Annotated in this window: 24 protein-coding genes and 1 tRNA gene; 23 read left to right on the top strand and 2 right to left on the bottom strand. The window is 34.7% G+C overall.

The features are described from left to right. From ABDJ34_RS09130 to ABDJ34_RS09025, 22 genes are all read left to right on the top strand, one after another. The coding region (locus tag ABDJ34_RS09130; protein WP_457922056.1) for an EF-Tu C-terminal domain-related protein at positions 1 to 155 on the top strand (155 nt) is incomplete at its 5' end. An 81-nt stretch (positions 156 to 236) separates the two neighbouring features. Further along, positions 237 to 620 carry an ATP cone domain-containing protein gene (locus ABDJ34_RS09125; RefSeq protein ID WP_412702147.1) on the top strand — a complete coding sequence of 128 codons (384 nt, stop codon included), beginning with the start codon at positions 237 to 239 and terminating at the stop codon, positions 618 to 620. Positions 621 to 727: 107 nt separating this feature from the next. Further along, positions 728 to 997: a hypothetical protein gene (locus ABDJ34_RS09120; RefSeq protein WP_412702146.1), complete on the top strand. Its 270-nt coding sequence runs from the start codon at positions 728 to 730 to the stop codon at positions 995 to 997. A 78-nt stretch (positions 998 to 1,075) separates the two neighbouring features. Beyond that, positions 1,076 to 2,314 (top strand): cell wall-binding repeat-containing protein, encoded by a 1,239-nt coding sequence (locus tag ABDJ34_RS09115; protein ID WP_412702145.1) that lies wholly within the window; start codon positions 1,076 to 1,078, stop codon positions 2,312 to 2,314. A gap of 85 nt (positions 2,315 to 2,399) precedes the next feature. After that, a complete protein-coding gene (locus ABDJ34_RS09110) occupies positions 2,400 to 2,942 on the top strand; it encodes a hypothetical protein (protein WP_412702144.1) in 543 nt (180 codons plus the stop codon). 99 nt (positions 2,943 to 3,041) lie between these two features. After that, positions 3,042 to 3,911, top strand: coding sequence for a DUF2232 domain-containing protein (locus ABDJ34_RS09105; protein WP_412702143.1), 870 nt, complete (start codon positions 3,042 to 3,044; stop codon positions 3,909 to 3,911). Next, positions 3,898 to 5,886, top strand: a complete 1,989-nt coding sequence (locus ABDJ34_RS09100) for a DHH family phosphoesterase (protein ID WP_308611240.1) — start codon at positions 3,898 to 3,900, stop codon at positions 5,884 to 5,886. The genes ABDJ34_RS09105 and ABDJ34_RS09100 overlap by 14 nt, the downstream gene beginning before the upstream one ends. Then, on the top strand, positions 5,867 to 6,313 hold the full coding sequence (gene rplI, locus ABDJ34_RS09095; RefSeq protein WP_094205050.1) for a 50S ribosomal protein L9: 447 nt from the start codon (positions 5,867 to 5,869) through the stop codon (positions 6,311 to 6,313). The genes ABDJ34_RS09100 and rplI overlap by 20 nt, the downstream gene beginning before the upstream one ends. A 33-nt stretch (positions 6,314 to 6,346) precedes the next feature. Beyond that, positions 6,347 to 7,684 carry a replicative DNA helicase gene (gene dnaB / locus ABDJ34_RS09090; RefSeq protein WP_316511216.1) on the top strand — a complete coding sequence of 446 codons (1,338 nt, stop codon included), beginning with the start codon at positions 6,347 to 6,349 and terminating at the stop codon, positions 7,682 to 7,684. Further along, positions 7,681 to 8,244 carry a GNAT family N-acetyltransferase gene (locus ABDJ34_RS09085; RefSeq protein WP_094205052.1) on the top strand — a complete coding sequence of 188 codons (564 nt, stop codon included), beginning with the start codon at positions 7,681 to 7,683 and terminating at the stop codon, positions 8,242 to 8,244. Before dnaB ends, ABDJ34_RS09085 begins: the two co-directional genes overlap by 4 nt. Positions 8,245 to 8,248: 4 nt before the next feature. Further along, the gene (locus ABDJ34_RS09080; protein ID WP_412702142.1) at positions 8,249 to 9,007 is read left to right on the top strand and encodes a DnaD domain-containing protein; all 759 of its coding nucleotides are present in this window, start codon (positions 8,249 to 8,251) and stop codon (positions 9,005 to 9,007) included. Positions 9,008 to 9,009: 2 nt separating this feature from the next. Then, a complete protein-coding gene (locus tag ABDJ34_RS09075; protein ID WP_412702141.1) occupies positions 9,010 to 9,987 on the top strand; it encodes an ATP-binding protein in 978 nt (325 codons plus the stop codon). Further along, the gene (locus tag ABDJ34_RS09070; protein WP_412702140.1) at positions 9,984 to 10,628 is read left to right on the top strand and encodes an NAD(P)H-hydrate epimerase; all 645 of its coding nucleotides are present in this window, start codon (positions 9,984 to 9,986) and stop codon (positions 10,626 to 10,628) included. The genes ABDJ34_RS09075 and ABDJ34_RS09070 overlap by 4 nt, the downstream gene beginning before the upstream one ends. A 501-nt stretch (positions 10,629 to 11,129) precedes the next feature. Continuing rightward, a complete protein-coding gene (locus ABDJ34_RS09065) occupies positions 11,130 to 11,672 on the top strand; it encodes an ECF transporter S component (RefSeq protein WP_094203193.1) in 543 nt (180 codons plus the stop codon). After that, the gene (locus ABDJ34_RS09060; protein ID WP_412702139.1) at positions 11,656 to 12,342 is read left to right on the top strand and encodes a radical SAM protein; all 687 of its coding nucleotides are present in this window, start codon (positions 11,656 to 11,658) and stop codon (positions 12,340 to 12,342) included. Before ABDJ34_RS09065 ends, ABDJ34_RS09060 begins: the two co-directional genes overlap by 17 nt. Before the next feature lie 64 nt (positions 12,343 to 12,406). Further along, a complete protein-coding gene (locus tag ABDJ34_RS09055) occupies positions 12,407 to 13,111 on the top strand; it encodes a hypothetical protein (protein ID WP_412702138.1) in 705 nt (234 codons plus the stop codon). A 57-nt stretch (positions 13,112 to 13,168) separates the two neighbouring features. Beyond that, a complete protein-coding gene (locus ABDJ34_RS09050) occupies positions 13,169 to 13,396 on the top strand; it encodes a hypothetical protein (RefSeq protein ID WP_412702137.1) in 228 nt (75 codons plus the stop codon). 12 nt (positions 13,397 to 13,408) lie between these two features. Continuing rightward, a complete protein-coding gene (locus ABDJ34_RS09045) occupies positions 13,409 to 13,591 on the top strand; it encodes a hypothetical protein (RefSeq protein ID WP_412702136.1) in 183 nt (60 codons plus the stop codon). A 603-nt stretch (positions 13,592 to 14,194) separates the two neighbouring features. Continuing rightward, positions 14,195 to 15,460, top strand: coding sequence for a serine--tRNA ligase (serS, locus tag ABDJ34_RS09040; RefSeq protein WP_094205059.1), 1,266 nt, complete (start codon positions 14,195 to 14,197; stop codon positions 15,458 to 15,460). Positions 15,461 to 15,487: 27 nt separating this feature from the next. Beyond that, complete coding sequence (locus ABDJ34_RS09035) at positions 15,488 to 16,624, top strand: glycosyltransferase (RefSeq protein WP_278731488.1); 1,137 nt, start codon at positions 15,488 to 15,490, stop codon at positions 16,622 to 16,624. Positions 16,625 to 16,632: 8 nt separating this feature from the next. Then, positions 16,633 to 17,817 carry a D-alanyl-D-alanine carboxypeptidase family protein gene (locus ABDJ34_RS09030; RefSeq protein WP_412702135.1) on the top strand — a complete coding sequence of 395 codons (1,185 nt, stop codon included), beginning with the start codon at positions 16,633 to 16,635 and terminating at the stop codon, positions 17,815 to 17,817. Between the two features lie 23 nt (positions 17,818 to 17,840). Further along, positions 17,841 to 17,916 (top strand) — tRNA-Arg (locus ABDJ34_RS09025). Between the two features lie 214 nt (positions 17,917 to 18,130). Here ABDJ34_RS09025 and ABDJ34_RS09020 read toward each other — a convergent pair. Further along, on the bottom strand, positions 18,131 to 18,874 hold the full coding sequence (locus ABDJ34_RS09020) for a TIGR03915 family putative DNA repair protein (protein WP_412702134.1): 744 nt from the start codon (positions 18,872 to 18,874) through the stop codon (positions 18,131 to 18,133). Between the two features lie 2 nt (positions 18,875 to 18,876). Further along, complete coding sequence (locus ABDJ34_RS09015) at positions 18,877 to 20,112, bottom strand: putative DNA modification/repair radical SAM protein (RefSeq protein WP_412702133.1); 1,236 nt, start codon at positions 20,110 to 20,112, stop codon at positions 18,877 to 18,879. 138 nt (positions 20,113 to 20,250) lie between these two features. On the opposite strand from ABDJ34_RS09015, the gene brnQ reads away from it, so the two are divergent. Then, a complete protein-coding gene (gene brnQ, locus ABDJ34_RS09010; protein WP_412702132.1) occupies positions 20,251 to 21,528 on the top strand; it encodes a branched-chain amino acid transport system II carrier protein in 1,278 nt (425 codons plus the stop codon). Positions 21,529 to 21,552 lie beyond the last annotated feature (24 nt).

The following is a 21,552-nucleotide window of genomic DNA, read 5'->3' as shown; positions in this document are numbered from 1 at the left end:
TAGAAGAAGGCGTAGAAATGGTAATGCCAGGAGATAACGCAAAATTCATAATCGAATTAATCACTCCAATCGCAATCGAAGAAGGATTAAGATTTGCCATCAGAGAAGGCGGAAGAACAGTAGGAGCAGGCGTTGTTTCTAAAATTATAGAATAATAACCTTAATTAAGGTAGATAAATTAGACAAGCTGAGCATCCGTTTTTAATGGATGCTCTGATTTTTTAAAGGAGGATTTTATGAACGATTTAACAAAAATATTATTTGACTATTTTAAGGATAACGATATAGACCCAAACAAAGTTGCAAATTTAATTGAAGATGCAAAGATTAATGTGCTTGATGAAATGTTCGGAGAAAAAGGAGAATGGGTGCTTAAAAAACTTGGCAGCGTTGAAAGCTTTGATAAGGAAAAAATCTTCCATTCAATAGCCCAAACATCCGATTCTGCAGAAGCAAAGATGAATACTTCTGATGTGAACATTATTGTTGAAGATGTGTTGAAGAAAATGAAATCTATCAAGAGAAATGTATATCCAACAAAAGAAATCAGAGGATATGTTGAAGAAGCATTAAAAGAAGAAGGCTACAAAAAAGTATTAGAAGCTTACCAAGACAATTAATGTGAAATATGAGAGTGCAGATTGTCCTGCACTCTTTTTTAATAAAATTATATATTAAAAAAATCTCAAATAGTGTATAATAATATTAAATATCAAAGGAGGAGTTTATGAATAAAACGAAGAACAAAAGTTTGTGGACATTTATCATTGGTGTGGTGTGTCTTATAATTGCTTTTATATTGAAGGATTTTCAGTTCGATTTCTTGGGAAATCTGAGACCTATTGGATTAGTGACGGTATATATTTGCCCGATTTTAGGAATAATTGGAATTGTTTTTTCTTTGATTGAAAAAAGTGTTCCAAAAGCTATTTTGAATTTTTTGTTAGTGTTAGCGTTTCCAATAGTTATGTTTGTGGGAAATATGCTAATTAGGTAGTATTTGATAATAAAATTTTTTATAAATTTATTAGTTATTATGGTATCATAGTAGTATATTAAATTAATGGAGGAGAAAATGTTGATTAAAAATTTGAAAAAACTTACACTAGCCGCATTGGTTATTTCTTTTATGATTCCAGAGGGTGTGTCTAGCGCAAATGTTGAAAATGTTACGAGGATTGCAGGAAAAGATAGGATTGCTACTTCCATTGAAATTTCAAAAGCGATGTTCAATGAATCGGACAATGTTGTACTTGCTAGTGGATTTAACTTTGCTGATGCTTTATCAGCGGGGCAACTTGCTGCGGCGTTAAATGCACCACTTATTTTGTCAAAAGATCAATTGGACAGTAAAACTAGCGATGAAATTGCTAAGCTAAAACCAAAAAATATCTACATTGTTGGCGGAGAAACGGCGTTGAGTTCAAATATTGAAGAATCCGTAAAATCCGTTGTAAATGATATTAACATTGAAAGACTTAAAGGCAACGACAGATACGAAACTTCAGTGAAGGTTATGGAAAAAACCAAAGAGTTTGTCGACGCAGAATACTTATTGATAGCAAGTGGAAAAAACTTCCCTGATGCTCTTAGTGCTACTAGTTTCATGGCAGATCACAAGGCGTTGATGGTTCTTAGTGATGGTAATTCTTATCCGAAATCCGATTTACAAGAAATCGCAATTGGTGGAGTTAACCAACTTCCGTTGAACGGTTTTACCGGAGAAAGAATTGCAGGAAATGACAGATATCAAACAGCGTTGGCTATAGCAAGACGTTCATTTGAAAATAATGAAAATGCTATATTGGCAAATTCAAAAGTTTTTGCAGATAGTTTGTCTGCGGTAAGCGTTGCGAAAAATTACAAGGCGCCTATTATTTTGACTGACAATGAAAATTTGACACAATCAACTAAGAGTTATCTAGAAAATATGAATTCTGTAACTATTATTGGTGGGGAAAAGTCTATATCGAGCAATATATTTTCGAATCCTACTGCTGAAGAAGTAAATGAGATGAAAAGACTTGAAAATGAAAGAAAAGCCAGGGAAGAACAAGCTAGAAAGCAAAGGGAATTGGAACTTAAAAAGCAAGAACAAGCCAAAAAAGAAGCTTCCAAACCAACCAAACCTAACTACATCTACCAAGATGGATACGGTCCTGTTGGTGAAGGAAGAATAAAAGGAAATATGAATTCGATGATTTATCATCTTCCCGGACAAAGAGACTACAACAAGATTAAACCAAGTCATATAAGATATTTTAGAACAGAAAAAGAAGCTCGTGCTGCAGGTTTCAGAAGAGCTTTGAGATAATAGAGAATGCTTCGTTATTAACGAAGCATTTTTTAATTGCAATAACAAATCTCATTTGGGTATATATATGTAAGGAAGTGATTAAATGAGAATTTTGTATGCGATTAAAAATATGGAAATTTGTATCAACAGTGTTGGTGCGAGGATCGAACAGTTTAAAATAGACGATGTAAATATGATTGATGATTTGAAAATCTGTATTCCAAATTACGGTGTGGACAAGACTTTTCGTTATCCGACTGATGGGCTTTTCGTAGATGAAGAATACGATGTTGTGAGCAAGTCTGAGGATATGTGCGTTCTAAGATGTGTGTGTGAGGGGATTGAAAGTTTTGTTGTGTATCAATTCACAAATGACAGCGTGAGTGTTAATGTGAATGTGATTAACAATTCCGACCACACAATTAAAATGAATCCAGCAGTTGTAATTGATTGGAAAAATAAATTGGAAAGTCAAAATATTGTAAGTGAGATTTCTGGATACAAATTAGAATCTACAAGTGATTTTGTGGACGGGAATTGTTCTTATTATGTGTCTAATTTGAACAGGGATTCAGTTGGTCCAAAGTTTGGTTTGAAAAGCGGCGAGAAATGTTCTATTTCTGCTAAGATTAGGATAGTTTCGTGATTTATCGCCATCGTGGGATATAAATTTCTGTGCTATTTTATGATATAATAATAAGATAACGGAGGTGGGATTATTAATACGATTGATTATAAATCTTTAATGAAAATTTCATTAAAAGCTCTGATGGTTTATGTTGTGAGCTTATTTTTATTTCCATTTGGATTTATTGTGTTGCCTTCTTATTTTATTAAGTTAGGATTGGAAAAAGATAACAGATTGGCTCTGATATCTTTCGGGATATTTTTTGTGTTGAGTTTGGTTGTGTCGACTCCTTTGATTGCTATTCCTGTCGGATTGTACATAATTTTGGTGTTCTATTCGATTTTGAATTTGCTAAGTTCAGGATTTTCTGACACACAGGCTATAACGATTAGTTTCGTTGGAATTTGTGTTTTCGTTTTGTTGACGAATTTCCTTTTGAAACTAAATGCAGATATGTCGATTGCAGATGTGATTAACGTAAAGTTGAATGATTTCATGAAGGTTTTGAGTTCTGTGAAGATGGACGAGGAAATGATGAAGTCTTTTAAAATTATGTTTGAACAATCATCTAAGCTTATTGTAAGGGCTGTGTATGCAATTTTGGGACTTATCGCTTTTTATACAAGTGTGTTGAATGTGTATATTCCACAAAAATCTAAGGAACATCAGTTTCACGATTTCAGAATAGACACGAAATTCACAATAGCTATGGTAGCTTTGGTGTTGATTTCGGGAATTGTTTATTTTGTGAATAAGGATTTAGGAAATTATTTGTTGTATAATTTGTCGGTTTTCGGAATTAGTTCGTACTTATTGGGAGGAATTGCTTTGATGTTTTCATATTTGAAATCATTATCGACTCCTTTTAAGGTGTTGACTGTGTTGGTTTCTGTTGCAATTCAACCGTTTATTTATATTTTGGCATTCTTAGGGGCTTTGAATAGCTTTAAAGATTTGAGAAAGAAGGAAAACAATGAAAGAGCTTAAATATTCGCTGAAACATTTGATTGTACAAGCAGTTTTGTTGGTGATACTTTCTGCGATTTTGTTTTATTTTCAAAATATCATAGGAACTTTGGCTTTTATTGCTTCGGCTTTTATGATTGTGGATCAATACACATACATCAATAATAAGAATAAAAAGGTTGAGGAGAAGATTATTAATCTTAATAATGAGTTTACAGATATTACAAAAAATGCTGTATTCAAGGTTCCTTTTCCACTTTTGATTCTCAACGATAAGAATAAAATTAGCTGGTTTAACACTTATTTTAAGGATTTGGCTGATGATGAGATTGAGATTTTCAATAATGAAGTCGAAAAAATTCTGGATTTGAAGACTGTAAAAGACGATGAAGATAACTTGGATTATTATGAAACTCAAGTTGATGGCAAATACTACAGATTTTATCCTGTTACTATAAAAGATAGTGAAGACAAGGATTTGACTTTGCTTTATGGAATCGACAACACTGCTTTCATGGATGTTGTGACGCTTTTGGATGAAAAAAGACTGGGACTTGTCGATATTTTCATAGATAATTACGACGAAGCACGTAACAGCATTAAGGAAGAAGAAAGAACGAGAGTGTTCTCAGATGTTGAAAATATTTTGCAAGATTTTGCGAGAGAACACAATGCGTATATCAGAAAATACGAATCGGATAAGTTCTCAATGATTGTCGAAAAACACGAGCTTGAAAATATTATGCAACAAAAATTCTCTGTGTTAGATATGATTAAGGAAATCCAAAACACTAATAATGTTCCTGTTACTTTGAGTATTGGAGCATCAATTATTGGAGATAATCCTTATGAAATTCATGAAAAATCCAGATCTTGTTTGGATGTTGCATTAGGCCGTGGTGGTGACCAAGCAGTGGTTGACACAGGGGAATTAAAATATTTCGGTGGCAAGAACAAGGCCGTTGAAAAACGTAACAAGGTTAAGGCAAGAGTTGTGTCACATGCATTGAAGCAACTTATTGTACAAAGCTCCAATGTGTTTATTATGGGACACAGAAATCCAGACATGGACTCTATTGGCTCTAGTTTGGGAATGTTGGAAGCGTGCAGGATTAACAACAAGGAATGCTACATTATTTTAAATGAGGTTGGCCCTCAAATCGAAAATATTTATAATGCAGTTCTTGAAGAAAAACCGGATTACAAGAAATATTTTGTGAAGAATGCATTTGCTAAGGAAAATTGCAACAGCAATAGTTTGGTGATTATTTGCGATAATCACAGAAGAAACTCTGTTGAATGCCAAGAAATTATGGATATTGCGAAAAATATCGTGGTCATCGATCACCACAGAAGAAGTTCCGATTATATTAAAGAAACGTCGTTGACTTATTTGGAACCTTACGCATCTAGTGCATCTGAAATGGTGACAGAAGTGTTGTTTTATATGACAGAAAAACTAGAGATTCCAAAAATTGTTGCAGAAGCATTACTTGCAGGAATAACTGTGGATACGAAGAATTTCTTCTATCAAACAGGTGTTAGAACTTTTGAAGCGGCGTCTATATTGAAAAGACAAGGTGCGGATAGTGTCAAGGTTAAGAAACTTTTCAAGGACGATGAGAGAACTATCAAACTAAAATCTGACGTAATCGCTTCATCGAAAATGTATAAAGATAATATCGCCATCGGAAGATTGGAAGAAGAAGTGGACGAATCCATTTTGGTTGCGGCACAATCAGCAGATGATTTGCTCAACATTTTGGGAGTGGAAGCTTCGTTTGTGTTGGCGAAAATAAAGGATAAAATTCATGTTAGTGCGAGAAGTTTGGGCAAAATCTCCGTACAATTGGTTTTGGAAAAAGTTGGAGGTGGAGGTCACCTTACAAGTGCGGGTGCGCAATTAGAATGTAGCATGGATGAGGCAGAAGAAAAGATAAAACAAGCAATTGATGAATATATCAAGGAGGATATAGATGAAAGTTATATTGACTAGTGATGTAGAAAAGCTTGGAAAAGCTGGAGAAATGGTTAATGCAAAGACTGGTTTTGCGAGAAATTTTCTACTACCAAATAAATTAGCAGTACAAGCTACAAAAGAAAACATCAAAATTTGGGAAGAAAAACAAGCAGAATTAAGAGCGATTGAAAGAGAAAACATCAAAAACGCTAATGAATTGAAAGAAAAAATCGAAAACACAAAAGTTAAGATTATCGCCAAAACAGGTGAAGGTGACAGACTTTTCGGTTCAATCACTTCAATGGATATAGAAAAAGCATTGAAGGAGCAACACGGTTTGGATGTTGATAAGAAAAAAATTGAAATGAAAGACAACATCAAATCTTTGGGAACATTTAACGTTATAGTTAAGGTATACCCAGATATTAACGCTAACTTGGAAGTAATTGTAGACAAAGAATAATTTTAAAATACACGACAGAAAGGCGGTGAGGTAATGGAAAATCAACAAAATATTATGCCGTGCGATTTGGAAGCTGAGAGAAGTGTAATCGGTGCGATGATAATCGACGAGACAGCTGTGGATGATGCGGCAGAAATCGTGGAGCCGGTGGATTTTTATTCTACGAAATACCAAGAAATCTATAAGGCGATTTTGCAAGTAATTGACGAGAAAAAGCCTGTGGATTATATTACATTGGAAGACAAATTAAAATCCAATAATATGTACGAAATTATCGGCGGGATTGATGAGCTTATAAGCATTTCGGAAGCTGTAGGAAGTGCTGTGAATGTAAAATACTATGCAGATATTATCAAAAGCAAGGCTATTATCAGAAATTTGATGCGCGTGTCACAAGATGTGATTGATATGTCCATTGCCAACAATTCCGTTGGCGAAGTTTTAGAATACGCTGAAAGCAATATTTTCAAAATCAGTCAGAATAGAAACCACCAAGATTTGGTTAAAATTCAAGAAATGTTGGAGCCAACTCTTGCAAAGATCGGCGAAATGAGTATGAGCCAAGGACAATTGACAGGCGTTACGACTGGGTTGATTGACTTGGATAGACAACTTTCAGGTCTTCAAAACTCAGATTTGATTTTACTTGCAGCGCGTCCTGCAATGGGTAAAACATCACTTGCACTTAACATTGCATACAAGGCTAGTATCAAGCATCAAGTTGCGATTTTTTCTCTTGAAATGAGTAAGATGCAATTGACTCAAAGATTATTGTCCGCGCTTAGTAACATTAATCTGTCAGAACTTGTGTCTGGTAGAGTTACTGAGTGGACAAATCTCGGACAAGCAGCACAATTATTAGCAGAAACAAATATGCATGTCGATGATACTTCATCGATTTCATTGAATGAGCTTCGTTCCAAATGCAGAAAATTAAAAGCGCGTAGTGATTTGGATTTGGTGATTATAGATTATTTGCAACTTATGACGACAAACTCCAGAAGTGAGAACAGACAACAAGAAATTTCCACGATTTCAAGAGGACTCAAAGGATTGGCGAAGGAATTAAATTGTCCAATTCTAGCGTTGAGTCAGTTGTCACGTGCGCCTGACCAAAGACCAAACCACAGACCGGTCATGAGTGACCTTCGTGAATCTGGGGCGATCGAACAAGACGCGGATGTTGTGTTGATGTTGTATCGTGATGATTATTACGATCCAGAAACGGATAAGCCAAACATCGCAGAAATTATCGTCGCAAAACACAGAAACGGTCCAACGGGAACTGTGGATACTTTATTCGACAAGGAACACACGAAGTTTATGGATTTGGACAAACAAATGCCCGATGTAGGAGCGTTTGACAAATGATAACTACTGAGAGGTTAACGTTAGAAGATTTTACATTGGACGATGCATTTGAGATCGAACAATGGGGAAAACACACAGACGAACGACTAATCGATTACAACTTGTCCGATTTGGACGATTTTGAAATAAAAATGTGGTATCGCCAAAAAAGAGAAATGAAAACGCAAAAATATTTTGCGATTAGGAATAAATCCCGAAAATTGGTGGGATATGTGGGGCTGAAACAATACGACAAGTTCACGAAAACGGCGTTTTTGGGTATTGTTTTGGATCCAAATGAAATGGACAAATCATACGGCGAAGAATCCATAAAGGCTTTGATTAACATGGGATTTACAGTTTACGGGCTGGACAGGATTTTCTTAAATGTGAATAATTTCAACAAAAGAGCGATAAAATGTTACGAAAAATGTGGATTCAGGAAGTTTTGTAGTTACGAAGAAGTGTTCGAAAATCAAAGATTGGACACACATGATGAAGAATTTGATGAGTTTTTCATAGTCAAAGACGGGACAATTTTTTCGAAGAACACTACGATGGCGATTGATAATAAGAGGTGATTTTATGAAATATAGTGTAGAAAAATTTAAAATAGATTTGGGCGAAACACCTATTGAAAATATATTTTTGAATCAATATCTTCAAGTGGCCACAGGAAATCAACTAAAAGTGTATTTGTATGCCTACAAGCTTGCCAAGGATACCTCTGCAAACGTGGATATTTCAGATGAGGAAATCGCAAAGGCGTTGGATTTGACTGAAAGCGAAGTATCTGAGTGTTGGAACTATTGGTTGGATGAGGGAATTATCAAACGATACACTGACGCACAAACGCAAACTAATCACACGGTTTTTTTGAGTTTGAGACAATTGTATCTTGGAATTACAAATCCTGAGCCAGATGAATCTCAGAAGACTTACATTCCACAAAACAGCCAAGAAATCAAAGAAATGTTCAGAGACATCGAAGACATCAGGGATATGGAGTTATCCAAATCAGAAATGGAAAGAATTTTGGAACACATTTCCACTTATCACCAAACACCAGAGTTGGTGGTGACGGCTTTTCATTATTGCACAACTAATCCGAATACGAAAAACAACACCAATTACGTTTTACAAGTTCTCAGAAATTGGAAGCTTGACGGTATTATGACGTTGGAACAATGGCAAGAAGAAAACAACAAAAAGCAACAAAGAAAAACGAAGAAGAGAACTTACTACAGACCGAAGACTAACGATATTGAAAACAAGGCTACAAATATTAACTCAAAATTTTTGAACGATTTTATCAAGAAATCAAAAGAGCAAAAGGATAAATAATAATGAGCTACGCAAAAGAAGCCAACAGAATATTGGAAGATTATAGAAATCAATCCAAAAAAGAATTGGACATGAGATTTGAGGAAGTTTTTCGAAATGTTCCAGAATACGAGAATTTGCTCCAACATAGAAATGAGCTTGGATACGAGTATTTGAAAAAAAGCATCGGTGGTGACAAGGAAGAATTAAAAAACTTGGAAGATGAAATCAAATCCACTGAAGAAAAAATGCACAAAATGCTCATACTAAGTGGATATCCGAGTGATTATTTGGAGGAGAAGCATCACTGCGACAAGTGCGAGGATACTGGAGTTTACAACGGCAAAATGTGTTCTTGCAAGAAGACCATTATGGTCAACATTGCACGTGAGAAAAGCTCCCTTAATGAGCAAATGAAACAACAAAACTTCGATAGATTTGATATCAACGTGTTTGACACGAAAAAAGACAGCTCACAAGGAATGTCCCAACGTGAAAACATGGAAGCAATCAGCGAGAATTTGAAATATTACTCCAAAAATTACACTAAAAATGCGAAGTCGCTGTTGTTGTACGGACAAGTTGGAACTGGTAAAACATATTTGTTATCGTGCATGGCGAAAGAAATCATTGAAAACGGATATTCTGTGATTTATTTGTCCGCGATGCAATTGTTGAAGCAACTTTTTTCGATAAGATATCAGAATTTCAACGAAAAACCACAACCAGAAGTTGAGGATATTATATACAACTGCGATGTGCTTATGATTGACGATTTGGGAACGGAAAATTCCACAGAAACCAACATTAGTTTATTGTTTGATCTGTTAAATTACAGAATTCAAAACCAAAAAACTACGATAATTTCGACAAATATTGACCTTGATGATTTGACAACACAATACGATCAGAGGATTTCATCCAGAATCAAGGGCGAATTTATACCGATACAATTTTTCGGCAGGGATATAAGAGAAGAGAGGTTCAAAAACGGACTATGATTTATGTAACAGCTGAACAAATGAGACAAATCGACCACTACACGATTCACGAAATCGGAATTCCATCGATTGTGTTGATGGAAAACGCCAAAGCGCAAATCTCCAAACACATTTTGGACAAAAAGTTTACCAAAGCGTATGTGTTCGCATCTGTTGGAAACAACGGTGGAGATGGCTTGGCAGTTGCAAGAGACATTTACAACAAAGAAAAGTATATGAAAGTGTATGTGATTGGGAAACTAGAAAAAGCGTCGACGGATTTTAAAATCAATTACGATATTTTGAAAAAATTAGACGTGGAGATAGAATTTGTAGACGAAAACACGAAATTCGACATCACAGAAAATGATTTGATAGTCGACAGCATTTTTGGAACTGGACTCAAAAGAGATATCGAAGGGATTTACAAAGATGTAATCGATATGATTAACGACACACAAGCATTTGTTGTGAGCGTGGATATGCCATCGGGACTGGATTCTGATGAAAACAAAATCCACAACGTAGCTGTCAAGGCTGATCTTTTAGTGACATTGCAATTACCGAAAAAGTCGTTACAAGACTATGAGGGAGAATATGTCGTGGAGACAATAGGCATACCAGAAAAATCAATTAAACATGTATTAAATAACGCTTCGTAAGAGGCGTTTTTTTATGATGATAGTCAAACTCTTGCCGTCGAATATCTGTCTACAAAAACAAAGAAATTCAAAACTTGTGAACCTAAAATCTCAAGCGCAAGCTCCGCTTTGGCGCGAGTGAGATTTTTTAACGGTTCCCTTCGTTAGAATTTCTAATTGTTTTTTCCGAATGATATTCTCAGGCAAAGATGTTTGCCTAGAATACCAACAACGCCTCACGAAGCTTTGCGCAATACATGTTTAATTGATTATTTTCTACTCTGATGAGCGAATTACGTGTTTTTGTGTTTTATGTTTTGGTGAGCAATCAAATCGGATTTCTACTTTTTTGCAATTACTTTTTTGAAACAATCTAATTTGCAATGAATTTTATTATTTGATAAAATTAGTGTTGCCTAGTTAAAGCTGAAATTTATTTCAGGACTTGTTTGAGAGCTCCAAGTATAAAAAAACAAGGCGTTATTTTTGAGTTCTCCTATATTTTATTAGGAGGTTTTTTTATTGAGAAAAACGAATACGAAATTGTTGACTACTATAGCGATTTGCATTGCAATCAACTGCCTTGGTGCTTTTATCGCTGTTAGTACGAAGGTTCCTTTGTTGTTGGATCACATAGGATCTCTATTGGTGTGTATGTTATTTGGATGGAAATACGGTGTTGTGACTGCACTTTTATCGTCTGTTATGAACCAAATTCTTTTCGATCCATTTGCACTTCCATTTGCACCTACAGGTATGCTTATGGTGTTTATGGTTGGTATTTTATACGAAAAAGGATATTTCAAGAAGTTGCACACTATTCCTGCACTTTTATTGGCTGTACTTCCAGGCGCTATTTTGGGTGCTATTATTCAAGGTTATATTTTTGGTGGGGTTACAAGCTCAGGAAGTGATGTTATCGTAAGATTTATGATTAACAAGGGAGTCAATCCAGCTGCGGCATCTTTTATCAACCAATATTTTATGGAATTTGTGGACAGACTTATTTCATTTACGGTTGTGATGACTGCTGTTAAGAGGATTAAGCTTGAATCGATACGCTAAGATTGAGGAAAAATTAAAACGCGAGATTGTGCTTTTAAAAGGCAGACCATGTTTTTGGGGCAAATGCACATTTTGCGATTACATTGAAGACAATACGGTGGATATGGATGATGCTGTTCGTGAGAACCGTGAGATTCTTCAAAATGTGACTGGTGAATTCGGTGTTTTGGAATGTATTAATTCTGGAAATGTGTTCGAACTTCCAGAACAGACGAAAATCGACATCAGAAATTTAATTCACGAAAAAAACATTCATACTTTGGTTTTCGAATCACATTATATTTTCAAGAATAGACTTCACGAAATCAGGGAATTTTTCGGATGCGAGGTTTTGTTTAAGACTGGAATTGAAACGTTCGATTACGATTTTAGAGAAAATGTCTTAAACAAAAATGCAAAATTCACTGATGTAAAAGATGTGTCCGATTATTTTGATTCGGCGTGTTTAATGGTTGGAATCAAGGGTCAAACGAAGGAAATGATTGAAAAAGACATTGAGATTGGCCTTTCTAATTTCAAATGGATTACTATTAATATTTTCATCAATAATTCTACGCCGATTAAAAGAGATGATGAGCTTGTGAAGTGGTTTTTGGAAAATCACTACGATTTGAAAGACCATCCGAAAGTTGAGATGTTAGTTGAAAACACTGATTTGGGAGTTGGTTAAACTTCCGTCAGTGTTTTTTTGTTGGGTTTTAATATATAATAAGTTTAATAAGATTGGAGGGGTTATGAAGGACAAATTATTTAAAATCGTACTTGTGATTTTGAGTGTCGTATTTGTTGCATCTTGTTCGAAGAAAATGCCAGAATTGCCCGAAGAAAAAAAGGCGTATGTGGCAGATTATTTGAACGATGGGTTCAAGGGTGTGGACATTTCAAAAGACGGTAGGTTGGAAAAATCAGATGTCGACAAAATCGCGGCGAACTTCAACAAGCCGTACGATTATAATGGCGAAGAGGTTGTAAATTCGTTGGATACATTTTTCTACGGGGAGAGCTTCGCATCACCACAAGATATTACGCTTAAAAACTTCGTGGCGAATTTTCCAAGCAAAACGCTGGATCCAGAAAAGGATAAATCCCAAATAGATGAACTTAAAAAACAAAATCCAGATGCACTCAAACAAACAAGAGAAAACGCTAAGATTTTGAAAGTTGACAAGAATTTGGTGGATGCGGTTTTATTGAAATACGCAAATATTTCATCAGATGATGTTACAAACAAAGAAAATGTCGTGTATTCTAAGGATGACAATTCGTATTATGTAATGGAAAATGATGAAGAATGGGCGTTTGAGCCAGTGGTGTGCAAAGTCAATTCTAAGGAAATTATCTTGGAAGATGATATCAAATCAGAACTTAAACTGATACAAAAAGGTGGTAAATTTTTTATAAAATCTTTTGAATTATCTCCTAATGCTTGTTGTGAATAAGGGATTATTGTGCTATAATGTAATAAAAGGTACTATACAAAACAAAGGGAGGCAGTTATGATTACTTTAGCATTCGTAACGTTGATAGTTATTCTATCAATAGTTTTCGCAGCTATTTTGGGAACATTTGGTTTAATATTGGGATTAGGCGGCGCAATTGTAGGAATTTTGATAGCGATAGGAGCTGTTGCCTACTCATTTTTGAAAGTTTTCATTAAAATAGCGTTAGCAGTGTTGGTAATTAGATTTATTTACAGAAGATTTTTCGCAAAAGAAGAAATATAAAGGAAGTGGAGTATGGATAACAAATATTTAAAATACATTTTGTACATATTCTTGGCTATTTTGGCTTTGAATATTTTGATGGGAATTATGGGAATTACTATTAGTATTTTGAAATTCTTGATGAAAGTATTCTTGGTTTTAGTTGTAATAGGATATGTTGCAAAGTTTTTCCAAAATGCAGACAAAGATATGTAGAAAATAACACTGAGCAAATCTTGTGAGATGAGCTTGGTGTTTTTTGTTTTCTTGGAAGGTTAGTAATAGTGTTGCTTGGGTTTGGAATAGACATAAAAAACAGATTAGCATTTTGCACGAACATCTGACTATAAAAACAAAGAAATTCATCACTTGTGAACCTAAAATCTCAAGCGCAAGCTTCGCTTTGGCGCGAGTGAGATTTTTTGACGGTTCACTTCGCTTGTATTTCTGATTGTTTTTTCCGTATGATGTTCTTAACAAAAACGCTAATCAGATTATGAATCTATAAACAAATTTCTAAATGCAAAATGCTAATATGAATATAAAAAACGTTGTAATTACGCTATACATTGACACAACTAGATTGTTTGTGGTAAAATATACATTAATATAGTTGAATATTGCAGTTGATGAAGAAATAGTAATTATTGGAGTAATTCAGAGAGCTTATGTGTGGTGAGAATAAGTATACGAAGATAATGAATCTAACTTCTATGCGTTATTAGTTGAGAGAGCTTATGCTAATTAGGGTGGCAGTCGCGGAAACGTAATTTTCGTCCCTTGGTATGAGTTTTTTTATTGTTTTATAAGGAGAAAGTTATGTTAGATATTAAAAGAATTAGAAACAATCCAGAAGAAATTGTTGAGGCGCTTAAAAAAAGAAGAGGAGAATATCCTATTCAAAAACTTTTGGAGACTGATGAAAAAAGACGTGAAGTTATTCAAAAAGTAGAATCAATGAAGGCGGAACAAAACAAGCTTTCTAAACAAGTTCCACAAATGAAGAAAAACGGAGAAGATACTACAGAACTTTTCAAAAACTTGAAGAAGTTGTCTGATGATATCAAATCTTTGGATGATGATTTGAAAAACATCGACGAAGAAATCAGAGAATATTTGATGGAAATCCCAAACACTCCTAACAAAGATGTTCCAGTTGGTTTGGATGATACTGAAAATTTGGAAATGAGAAAATGGGGAGAACCTCGTAAATTTGATTTTGATATTAAGGCTCACTGGGATTTGGGCGTTGATTTGGATATTTTGGATTTCGAAAGAGCAACTAAGATTTCTAAATCAAGATTTAGTGTGTTCAAAGGAAAAGGCGCACGACTTGAAAGAGCTTTGATGAATTTCATGGTTGATCTTCACACTGACAAGCAAGGTTACACTGAAATGAATACTCCAGTGCTTATGAGTCCAAGTGCGATGATGGGTACAGGTCAAATTCCAAAATTCAAAGAAGATATGTTTTATTGCGAAAAAGACGATATGTATCTTGCTCCTACAGCAGAAGTTCCTGTAACTAATTTATTGGGTGGAGAAATTTTGGAACAAGGAAGCTTGCCAATTTACTACACAGCATTTACTCAATGTTTCAGAAGAGAAGCCGGAAGTGCTGGACGTGATACAAGAGGTTTGATTAGAAATCACCAATTTGAAAAAGTTGAAATGGTAAAATTCGTTGAACCAGCTACAAGTTATGACGAATTAGAAAAACTTACAAATAACGCAGAAGAAATCTTGCAATTGTTGGAAATTCCATACAGAGTTGTTAGACTTTGCTCTGGGGATTTGGGATTCTCATCAGCAATGACTTACGACATTGAAGTGTGGATGCCAAGTTATAATAGATACGTTGAAATCTCAAGCTGTTCTAACTTTGAAGATTTCCAAGCAAGACGTGCAAATATTAGATATCGTGACGAAAATAATAAGCCACAATACGTTCACACACTAAATGGTTCAGGACTTGCTATTGGACGTTGCTTTGCAGCTGTAATCGAAAACTATCAACAAGCTGACGGAAGTATAAAAATTCCTGAAGTGCTACAAAAATACACAGGATTTGATATAATAGACTAGTAAACTAAAATTAAGATAGGAAAAGAAATGAAGGCTTATATAATCGCTAGAGGATATCCGACGGATAAATACAAAATGAACGGAATATTTGAACTGGATCAGGCAATTGCACTAGCCAAAAAAGGCGTCGAAGTTGTGTTGATTGCACTTGATTTCAGATCACTTAGACGTTTTCGCAAATATAAAAGTGAATATTTTATAAAAGATAATGTCAAAGTGTATTCCTTTCATTTTCCGATTGGAAGATATATCTTCAAAAGCCTTTATGACTTTTCTTATTTGGTACTTAGACATTTCTACAAAAAAGTGGAGCAAATCGAAGGAAGACCGGATGTAATTCACACTTATTTTACAGACCAGGGATATTATACATCCAAACTTGCAAAAGAGTTGAACATTCCATTCGTACTTACAGAATGCAATTCCGTTGTAAACCAAGACACTATCAAACCTTCTTATAGAAGAATAGCCGAAGAAACTTACGACAGAACTGACGGACTTATAACTGTAAGCCCCAAATTCAAAGAGAAAATCAAAGAAGAATTTGGCAAGGATTCTACAGAAATTGCAATTATTCCAAACCTTACGATTTTCAAAAACAACGAGAATTTCAAAAGGGGAGATATCTTCAACATAGTATCCACTGGAAATGTAATAACGACAAAAGGTCCGAAGGAATTGATTGAGGCGTTCAACATAGCTTTTTCAGAAGATAAACATGTGAAGCTTACGATTTACGGGGACGGATTTTTGAGAAAACCGCTACTTAAAATGGTAGAAGAGTTGAATTTGACCGACCAAGTATTTCTTCCTGGGCTTACTAAAAGAGAAAAAATCGTTGAGGGCTACAATAATGCGGATATGTTTTGCTTGTATTCGTATTCAGAAACTTTTGGGTTGGCGTATTTGGAGGCGTTATCTGCAGGACTTCCTGTGGTCGCAAGTAAATGCGGTGGGCCAGAACATTTAATAAATGAAGAAAATGGAATATTGGTTGATAGATTTAACGTTGAGAAGTTAGCCGAAGCGTTAAGATATATGCACGACAATATTGAAAAATACGACAGAGAGAAAATATCACACGATATCAAAAAAGTATATTCCGAAGAAAATATTACAGATGATGTAATAAAAGTGTACGAAGAAGTTATATCGAAAAGATGAGGTGAGAAATGAAGAGTATTAAAAAAATAATACCCTTAATGTTAATACTTGCTATTGTATTTCAACCTGCATTATCAAAAGCGGACTCGAAGTTGGGATTTGAAGACAAAGTAAACTCGTATTACACAATTGAACAGGATTATTCCCAAGAGTTGTTGAATTACAACGAAAACAAGCCTTTTGCTATAGCATCCTTAACTAAAATCATGACTTATGTTTTGGTTATGGAAGATATCAACGCAAACAAATACAAGCTCGACGATAAAATCAAAATCCAAACACAATACAATAAGCCTGAAGCTAGCACTATGCAACTTAAAAAAGGCGAAGAATTAACTGTAAATGATTTGATAAGAGGAATGATGATAGTCAGTGGGAATGATGCCGCAGACGAATTAGCAGTGAAATCAGAAGGATCTGTGGAGAAATTTGTCCAAAGAATGAACAAAAAAGCAGCCGAATTGGAATTGGAATCTGCGAAGTTTTATTCTGCATCAGGTTATCCTGAAAACGACAAGGAAAATATGATGAGCGCAAAAGATTTGGCGAAATTAACCACATATACAATCAACAATTACCCACAAGTTTTGAATTACACAAAAACACAAAAACTTGTAATGCCGACTAGAAAATACGAAGGCGTGACTACAGTTCCATTTTTAGGAAAAATAGAAGGTGTCGACGGATTTAAAACAGGAACAACTGAAAAAGCAGGATACTGTTTGATAACTACGATGAGTTTGAAACCAAACGATCCTAAAAACAAAGTAGTATCTGTTTTGATGGGAGCTCCTACAAAATACGATAGAAATACTTACCAAAAAATAATACTGGAATACGTCAGAAATTCATTTGAACCAATGAATATATTGAACAGCGAAAAACCAATCGAAACGAAATCAGTCAACAGCGTTGTGGACAAAAACGTTGAGATTTATCCGACAGAAGACGTATCCATTTTGTATAATACAAAAACTGGTCTGCAACAAAAAGTCGACATCAAAAAAGATTTGAAAGCTCCTTTGAAAAAAGGACAAATCGTAGGAAAAGTTGTAATCGACACTGGAAAAGGTGATAAAAGAGAAGTAAGCCTAGTTGTCAAAAAACCTTACGAAAAAGCAGACACATTAACTAGAATAAAAAGAAGTGCCAAATACACTTACGAATTATTAGAAGCACTTCTTGCATCATAAGCCGATTTGAGTCGGTTTTATGCGCTCCCATAATTAAGCTGGATATAATCCTCCCCTCCTAAGGGAGATTCCTCGGTTCGAATCCGGGTGGGAGTACCAAGCAAAAAGCCTAGAATTTACACGTTCTAGGCTTATTTTTATTTTATTAAATTTTACAGATAGTACTCACAATTCTTTAAGATTCTTGACAACTGACAACAAACTGACAACAAACTGACAACAAATGCAAAAAGCATCACTACTGAATTTTTTCGAATTCACATTGTTGTAAATACACTTATTATTTCAAAAACACTAAGTGTAAATGCAACAATTATTTTTCGTTATCGTATATTTTGTTTTTTTCTGGCAAATATTTCCAGTATCTTTTGGGCATATTATTCTGCATAAGTTTGAGGTTTTGGCGTTCTTTTATCCCGACTGAATTGTAGAATTCTATCCAGCAATCTTCAAATATTTTCTCTTCATCAGATTCTTCTTTGAAAATTTCTTCTACATCGTAAAATGCCAAATCATTGTCCACATATATTGCACACTTATTTCTTTTTTTGTCGTAAATTACAAACTTTTCATTCTTCAACCTATTTTTGAAATGATACGTCAACAATTGCAATATATCGTTGTTTGGCTCAAACTCAGCGAACAAGAAACCATCTTGGATTTCTTTGAATCTAAGAAGTCCTTTATATGCGTGAAGTTCTCTTGTTGAATATTTGCACAGACTATTGAATTGGACTGCAATTTTGTCAGAAGAGTTGATGAAGTTGTAGTTGTATTTGTACATATTTTTGATTGTCTTAGCGATAATGGTTGATTTGTCGGGATTTTCTGAGACGAATGCGTAGTTTATGCTACGATAAAAATTGAATCCGAATTTGTCTATTATCGATTTTTTCACACGTGATGATTTGTCAGTATTTGTTTCAATGAATATGTCATCATTCAAAAAATCTAATTGATCTGATTTTACAACGATAATTGAATCTTCAATGTGTCTGTACTGTTCAAAAATCACCGTGAACAAGCCATCTAAGCTGTTGTCATAACTGTATCTCATATCTACTCCAAAAAACTAAGTTGTGTTACATTTTTTCCTTCTTGTATTCTCAAAATATCCAGCAAATCGTCTTTTGTGCTGTATTTTTGTCCGCGGTATACTCCGTTTACAAGTATGAAGTTCTTCGCTTTTTTCAGTGATATTTTGAGAGATGTCAAATCGTCGTAGTTGAGGTTGGCAAATTTTCTCGCATTTATTATTCTAATCGCATATGTTGGACCGAATCCTGGAACACGCAGAAGTTCTTCATAAGATGCGCGATTTATTTCTATTGGAAAGTTCGCTACATTTTGCACTGCCCAGAATGCTTTGGGATCTAATGTCAAATCAAAAAACGGGTTTTGTTCGTTCAAAATTTCGTTTGATTTGAATTTGTAAAATCGCATCAGCCAATCTGCTTGATACAACCTATGTTCGCGTAGCATGGGAACTTTTTTGATTCCATCTGTGTATTTAGATTTGATTACAGGGACAAATCCCGAATAGAAAACTCTTTTGAGCTTGTAATCCTCATACAAGCTACTTGCTTTGTTGATAATTGTAAGATCCGATTCACGACCTGCTCCGACAATCATTTGAGTGGATTGACCAGCTGGTAAAAACAAAGGAGTTTTTTTGATTGTTTTCCTGTCAATTTTGTACTGAGTTATGGATTCGTTAATAAAATCCATCGGTTTTTCAATGGACTCATACGTTTTCTGAGGAGCGAGCATCTTCAAACTTGATTTTGTTGGAAGTTCAATGTTGATACTCATACGATCGATAAGTCTTCCAAGTCTTTCGATTAATTCTTCACTTGCACCTGGGATTGCCTTCATGTGAATGTATCCGTTGAATTTTTTTTCATTGCGAAGAATTTCCGCAACTCTTATAAGCTTTATCATCGTATGGTCGGGACTTTTTACAACTCCACTTGACAGGAATAATCCTTCTATGTAATTTCTTTTGTAAAAATTTATAGTCAAATCAGCTACTTCTTCTGGAGTGAATTCTGCTCTTTCGATGTTGTTTTCTTTTCTGTTGACGCAGTATTCACAACTGTAAATGCATTTGTTTGTGAGTAAAATTTTGAGTAGTGAAATGCACCTTCCGTCTTCAGACCAGCTGTGACATATTCCAGAATTGTGTGCCGCACCGATTCCGTCAGAGGTATTTTTCCTTTTTGAACCACTAGAAGAACAACTAACATCGTACTTGGCAGCGTCTGATAATATTGATAATTTGCGTTTTAATTCCATAATATCACCTATTCGTATTTTATAATAAAACAAACATTCGCACAAGTTTGTTTTTTACAAAAAAGTTGTTATCTGGAAGAAATTGTGGTAGAATTGTAAGAACTAATAAAAATTTAAAATATTTATACAGAGGTAATTATGAAAAATAAGAAATTAATATTTGTTAGTGGATTCGCACTATTTTCGATGTTTTTTGGAGCGGGGAATTTGATATTTCCACCGTTTTTGGGTAATAAAGTAGGAGATCAGTATTTGATTGCGACATTAGGATTTTTGCTAAGCGCAGTAGGACTGGTTTTCATGGGATTACTCGCAGCGACAAAAAGCGGCGGAACAATTGAAAAAATCGGCAACACTATAAGTCCGCGATTCTCACTAATATTCTCAACTATAATTATGCTTGCGATAGGACCAGGGCTTGCAATTCCAAGGACTGCAGCAACAACAGTAGAAATAATTCAAAAAGGATTTTTCAAAGGAGCAAATTCTGTTTTGCTCACGGTAGTATTTTTTACTTGTGTGTATTTATTCGTCAGAAAACCAAGCAGCATAATAGATAATTTGGGAAAAATTTTGACGCCGTTGTTGATTGCAACTCTTGTCGTGATTATTTTCAAAGGAATAATATCTCCCGTTGCAACGCCCGTGAATACATATCAAATTCAAGTCTTCCAATCAAGCTTTGAAGAAGGATATCAAACAATGGATGCGTTGGCATCATTAGTATTTGCAATTGTAGTTACCAAAGGATTTATGGGAAACGGAATTACAGATGACAAAACAATCAAACAATACACAATAAAAGCGTCAATCATAGCAGCTATAGGACTTTGCTTCGTATACGGAGGATTGATTTACCTCGGAGCTGCCACATCAAAGTTCAACCTAGGAAATGTCGAAAGAGTTGATTTGTTGTTATACATTTGCTACCAACATTTGGGGATTTTGGGAAAAGTATTAATCTGCGTTGCAATGGCATTGGCATGCCTCACAACAGCGATTGGACTTACAACAACAGTCGGACAATTCTTCAGTGATATGCTCAAAGACAAAGCATACGGAGTTATCTCATACGATGTAATCATAATAATTTCTACAGTTTTTAGTGCGTTCTTCGCAGTAGTTGGCGTCGAAAAAATACTAAAAATTTCTGCACCATTTTTGACAGCGATATATCCTGTGGCAATAGTTTTGATTTTTTTGAATTTGTTCAAACAAAATACATTTTCACGAAACGTAAAATTAGGATCCATAATCGGAGTGTCGATTTATGCAATTATAGTACTACTTAACGGATTCAAATTGGATTTTGGTTTGTTGAAAATAATCGAATCAGTATTTCCAATGCAAGTCAAAAGTTTTATTTGGATAATTCCAGCAGTCATCGGTGGATTAATAGGAAAAATCAAAAAATAAAACAAATTGTAACTATTATGTAAT

The sequence above is a fragment of the Finegoldia dalianensis genome (assembly GCF_046255015.1).
In the GTDB taxonomy this organism is placed as follows: domain Bacteria; phylum Bacillota; class Clostridia; order Tissierellales; family Peptoniphilaceae; genus Finegoldia; species Finegoldia magna.
This window is presented reverse-complemented; position numbering and strand designations above follow the sequence as displayed.

Excerpts from the sequence above, each read along its gene's own strand:
- ABDJ34_RS09125 (WP_412702147.1), top strand. The coding sequence starts at position 237 with ATGAACGATTTAACAAAAATATTATTTGACTATTTTAAGGATAACGAT.
- ABDJ34_RS09120 (WP_412702146.1), top strand. The coding sequence starts at position 728 with ATGAATAAAACGAAGAACAAAAGTTTGTGGACATTTATCATTGGTGTG.
- ABDJ34_RS09115 (WP_412702145.1), top strand. The coding sequence starts at position 1,076 with ATGTTGATTAAAAATTTGAAAAAACTTACACTAGCCGCATTGGTTATT.
- ABDJ34_RS09110 (WP_412702144.1), top strand. The coding sequence starts at position 2,400 with ATGAGAATTTTGTATGCGATTAAAAATATGGAAATTTGTATCAACAGT.
- ABDJ34_RS09105 (WP_412702143.1), top strand. The coding sequence starts at position 3,042 with ATGAAAATTTCATTAAAAGCTCTGATGGTTTATGTTGTGAGCTTATTT.
- ABDJ34_RS09100 (WP_308611240.1), top strand. The coding sequence starts at position 3,898 with ATGAAAGAGCTTAAATATTCGCTGAAACATTTGATTGTACAAGCAGTT.
- rplI (WP_094205050.1), top strand. The coding sequence starts at position 5,867 with ATGAAAGTTATATTGACTAGTGATGTAGAAAAGCTTGGAAAAGCTGGA.
- dnaB (WP_316511216.1), top strand. The coding sequence starts at position 6,347 with ATGGAAAATCAACAAAATATTATGCCGTGCGATTTGGAAGCTGAGAGA.
- ABDJ34_RS09085 (WP_094205052.1), top strand. The coding sequence starts at position 7,681 with ATGATAACTACTGAGAGGTTAACGTTAGAAGATTTTACATTGGACGAT.
- ABDJ34_RS09080 (WP_412702142.1), top strand. The coding sequence starts at position 8,249 with ATGAAATATAGTGTAGAAAAATTTAAAATAGATTTGGGCGAAACACCT.
- ABDJ34_RS09075 (WP_412702141.1), top strand. The coding sequence starts at position 9,010 with ATGAGCTACGCAAAAGAAGCCAACAGAATATTGGAAGATTATAGAAAT.
- ABDJ34_RS09070 (WP_412702140.1), top strand. The coding sequence starts at position 9,984 with ATGATTTATGTAACAGCTGAACAAATGAGACAAATCGACCACTACACG.
- ABDJ34_RS09055 (WP_412702138.1), top strand. The coding sequence starts at position 12,407 with ATGAAGGACAAATTATTTAAAATCGTACTTGTGATTTTGAGTGTCGTA.
- ABDJ34_RS09050 (WP_412702137.1), top strand. The coding sequence starts at position 13,169 with ATGATTACTTTAGCATTCGTAACGTTGATAGTTATTCTATCAATAGTT.
- ABDJ34_RS09045 (WP_412702136.1), top strand. The coding sequence starts at position 13,409 with ATGGATAACAAATATTTAAAATACATTTTGTACATATTCTTGGCTATT.
- serS (WP_094205059.1), top strand. The coding sequence starts at position 14,195 with ATGTTAGATATTAAAAGAATTAGAAACAATCCAGAAGAAATTGTTGAG.
- ABDJ34_RS09035 (WP_278731488.1), top strand. The coding sequence starts at position 15,488 with ATGAAGGCTTATATAATCGCTAGAGGATATCCGACGGATAAATACAAA.
- ABDJ34_RS09030 (WP_412702135.1), top strand. The coding sequence starts at position 16,633 with ATGAAGAGTATTAAAAAAATAATACCCTTAATGTTAATACTTGCTATT.
- ABDJ34_RS09020 (WP_412702134.1), bottom strand. The coding sequence starts at position 18,874 with ATGAGATACAGTTATGACAACAGCTTAGATGGCTTGTTCACGGTGATT.
- ABDJ34_RS09015 (WP_412702133.1), bottom strand. The coding sequence starts at position 20,112 with ATGGAATTAAAACGCAAATTATCAATATTATCAGACGCTGCCAAGTAC.
- brnQ (WP_412702132.1), top strand. The coding sequence starts at position 20,251 with ATGAAAAATAAGAAATTAATATTTGTTAGTGGATTCGCACTATTTTCG.